General features: G+C 43.0%; 3 protein-coding genes. 1 reads left to right on the top strand and 2 read right to left on the bottom strand.

All coding sequences use genetic code 11. The features are described from left to right. Positions 1-131: 131 nt before the first annotated feature. Positions 132-1,046, top strand: coding sequence for a nuclease-related domain-containing protein (locus ACYQ4S_RS11260; protein ID WP_346025556.1), 915 nt, complete (start codon positions 132-134; stop codon positions 1,044-1,046). A 679-nt stretch (positions 1,047-1,725) separates the two neighbouring features. Here ACYQ4S_RS11260 and yidC read toward each other — a convergent pair. Together yidC and ACYQ4S_RS11270 are read right to left on the bottom strand one after the other, a co-directional pair. Then, positions 1,726-2,712 (bottom strand): membrane protein insertase YidC, encoded by a 987-nt coding sequence (gene yidC / locus ACYQ4S_RS11265; protein WP_346025555.1) that lies wholly within the window; start codon positions 2,710-2,712, stop codon positions 1,726-1,728. An 87-nt stretch (positions 2,713-2,799) separates the two neighbouring features. Further along, on the bottom strand, positions 2,800-3,171 hold the full coding sequence (locus ACYQ4S_RS11270; RefSeq protein WP_091266108.1) for an acylphosphatase: 372 nt from the start codon (positions 3,169-3,171) through the stop codon (positions 2,800-2,802). Between the last annotated feature and the right edge of the window lie 150 nt (positions 3,172-3,321).

Genomic DNA, 3,321 nt, shown 5'->3' on the forward strand with positions numbered 1-3,321 from the left:
ATCATCAAAAGCGACTTTTTGAAATTTTTCTCCCCCATGGGGGAGAAAGCTCCATTCTTTCAAACAGTTAATCAATCAACTAAGTTAAGAACAATTCTTAACTACAAACTTATTATACGAGGAGGGAGCACATGTTAATTTTGAAATCCAGGGAAAAGTCATCACAGTTGAGGGGCTATGAGTCACTGAACAGCCGATTATCATTAAGTAAAGACGAACTCAGCAAATACAATCATTTAAAAGCAGGACTGGAAGGTGAAATAACATTTGATAACTTGATTCAGACTAGGTTAAACAAAGACATACTTATTCTGAACGATCTCCTGCTATCGGTAAATGGCTCATCGATACAGATTGATTCACTCATTCTGATGAATAACAGTGTCTATATATTTGAAATAAAGAACTACAAAGGAGAGTATCGGTATGAAGCAGGGAAGTATATCAGTAAACGTGGATACACTATTGTAAGTCCAAATAACCAGCTCGAGAGAACCGCTACTCTATTTGCCCAGCTGATGAAATCGTGGAATTACTCTGTCAACGTAGTGAAGTATCTGGTTTTTATCAATCCTGAATTTACACTTTACCGTGTCGGATCTGATGACAGCGTCTGCTTGCCAACTCAAATAAATGAACTGCTGAGAAAACTTGATGATCAGGAGGTCAGCCGAAACCCCAAACTACGTCAGCTCGCAAACAGATTACTGGAAAATCACAAACAGAATGTACCGTTTGAGCTGAATCTTCCCACATACGCCTGGGAAGACCTTCTTAAAGGCCCAACCTGTACACATTGTAAAAGTTTTACACTTGCATATTCACAACGCAGCTGTGTCTGCAAAGCATGTGGAATAAAAACAGACAGATTGGATAATATTATTGGCAACGTTGAAGAAATGAAGCTTCTGTTCCCGGAGATGAAGATTACTACCAAATGTGTCAGTGAATGGCTGAATGGGGCATTGCCTGCCAAGTCCATCAGACGGGCTCTAAACACCCATTATAAGCAACAGGGAAAAAGTCAGGGTGTATATTATCTTTGAACTAATTGGATATCTCGAATAACCGGAGAAGCATTAATGATTGGATAAAGAATGATGGCGTCCTCGAGTTGGACGAAAGAAGTCGGGAGCAGCCAACTGAGTTGCGATCGTGTCACCGAGTTGGACGAAAGATGTCGGGAGCAGCCAACTGAGTTGCGATGGCGTCCTCGAGTTGGAGGAAAGGTGTCGGGAGCAGCCAACTGAGATGCGACCGTGTCCTCGACTTGGTCGAAAGATGTCGGGAGCAGCCAACTGAGTTGCGATGGCGTCCTCGAGTTGGACGAAAGAAGTTGGGAGTAGCCAACTGAGATGCGATGGCGGCATTGAGTTGGACGAAAGATGTCGGGAGCATCCAACTGGAGTGTGATCCTGTTCTCGAGTTGGACGAAAGAAGTTGGGAGCAGCCAACTGGAGTATGGTCCTGTCACTGAGTTGTCCGAAAGACAGCGGGAATGCCCAACTAAGAAACAATTCTGGTATCGAGTTGGTTAAAAGAATCCCTGAGCGACCAACCGGAGAGTGATCCAGTCATCGAGTTGGACGAAAGACCTCGATACTGCTCTAATGGAATAGAATTCCTTGAATAATAAAAGGAAGCCCGGCACACGCCGGGCTTTTCATCTCTATGACAAAAGAAAAGAAGAGAGCCGAGGCTCTCTTCTACATCATTTTAAAAACATTAATTGTTTCTCTGCTGCTTGCCTGAGTTACGACGGCCTTTCGATTCAAAAGGACTCTGATTACGTCGTTTGTCCTTAGCAGACGGTGCAGGTGAAACTTGCTTCCCTTGTTTTGTCGTGACTTCTTCAGCCTGAATTTTTCTGCGGGAAGGCTTTTTACGTTCAACGACCTGTTTGTCGCCGTGCTTTTCTTTCATTTCCTTTTCCAGTTTTGGCTTGTAGTAAAGATTGGTCAACAAGGACTGTCCGATCGCCACAAATCCACCAGCAAACCAGTATAGTGTTAAACCAGCTGGTCCGGTAATAGAAAACATCAGGATCATGATCGGGTTCATCAGCATCATTGAGTTGGATTGTTTGCGCTGCTCTTCAGGCATACCAGCCTGCATGACTCGAGTTTGGACATAGTAGACAGCTCCGGTCAGTAACGCAAGAATGATACTTCGCTCGCCTAGCTGCATACCTAACCAAGTCGCGTTCTGGATCGATTCTGACATGCGGATAGCCTGGAACATTGCTGTAAATACAGGCATCTGAATCAGAAGTGGAAGACACCCGGACAAGCCGCCGAGCATATTGACATTGTTCTCACGATAAACTTCCATCAGTTCCTGTTGCAGTTCCTGTTTTTTCTGAGCATCATCTGTTTCTTTCATTTCAGCTTGAATCTCATCTGTTACAGGTTTGACAACGGCCATTTTTGTCTGCTGTTCCATAGACGTACGTTGCTGCTTAATTGAGAGTGGAAGTATAATGATACGAACGATAATGGTTATTGCAATAATTGACAAGCCGTAGTTTCCACCGAATAAATCTGCAAGAATTTCGATGAACGACTGAGTCGGCAGCACCAGATAATCATATAAAAATTGAGAAAAGCCACCAGTCGGGTTTCCAGCCTGATCGACTCTCATACATCCCGAAAGGAATAAGACGATCGACAGCATCCCACCGGATAACAGCCATCTTTTTGTTCTGTTTTTCAAATCAGTTCAATCCTTTAAAGTAAGTTAGTCACGTGGTCTTGATGTCTGACACGCTATTGAACACTATACAATAAAGGAAGCAAGAATTCAATTAGCTTGGGAAAAATTAGTTTTTTCTTCAACATTTTCGTCATAGGTGACTACAACTTTATCCACATTTGCCGAAGGACTTGGTCCTTTCCGCAGAGCTTCAACAAATCGGGACAGCTGTTCTGCGCTGCCCTGCGCCTCTACATAAACGGTCCCGTCAGATTCATTACGAACGATACCAGTAATGCCAAGTTCATCTGCAGCCTGCTTGGTGGTGAAACGGAAGCCGACTCCTTGTACACGACCGGAAATCTCTGCTCTCAATTTCTGTGTGTCTGTTCCTTCCAGAGGATCGTTTGTATAGATTATTTCTCCGCCGGACTTATTCCCTTTTCCTTTATTGAAAAATTCTTTAAATAGTGACCCCATAGTGCTTCCTCCTTATAATAGTCGAGACACCTAGGAAACTATAGATGCTCTATATAAGTGGATTTAGGGTTTTCTCTTTTGAGTTTTCCCTCCACTTATTTTCTTTTTTTAAATTTTTTCACATTTTTATGCTTATTACTTGACTTTTGG

Source organism: Alkalibacterium sp. s-m-28 (genome assembly GCF_054658175.1).

What these genes read in the sequence shown, in the direction of transcription:
- ACYQ4S_RS11260 (WP_346025556.1), top strand. Translation starts at nt 132, where the DNA reads ATGTTAATTTTGAAATCCAGGGAAAAGTCATCACAGTTGAGGGGCTAT.
- ACYQ4S_RS11270 (WP_091266108.1), bottom strand. Translation starts at nt 3,171, where the DNA reads ATGGGGTCACTATTTAAAGAATTTTTCAATAAAGGAAAAGGGAATAAG.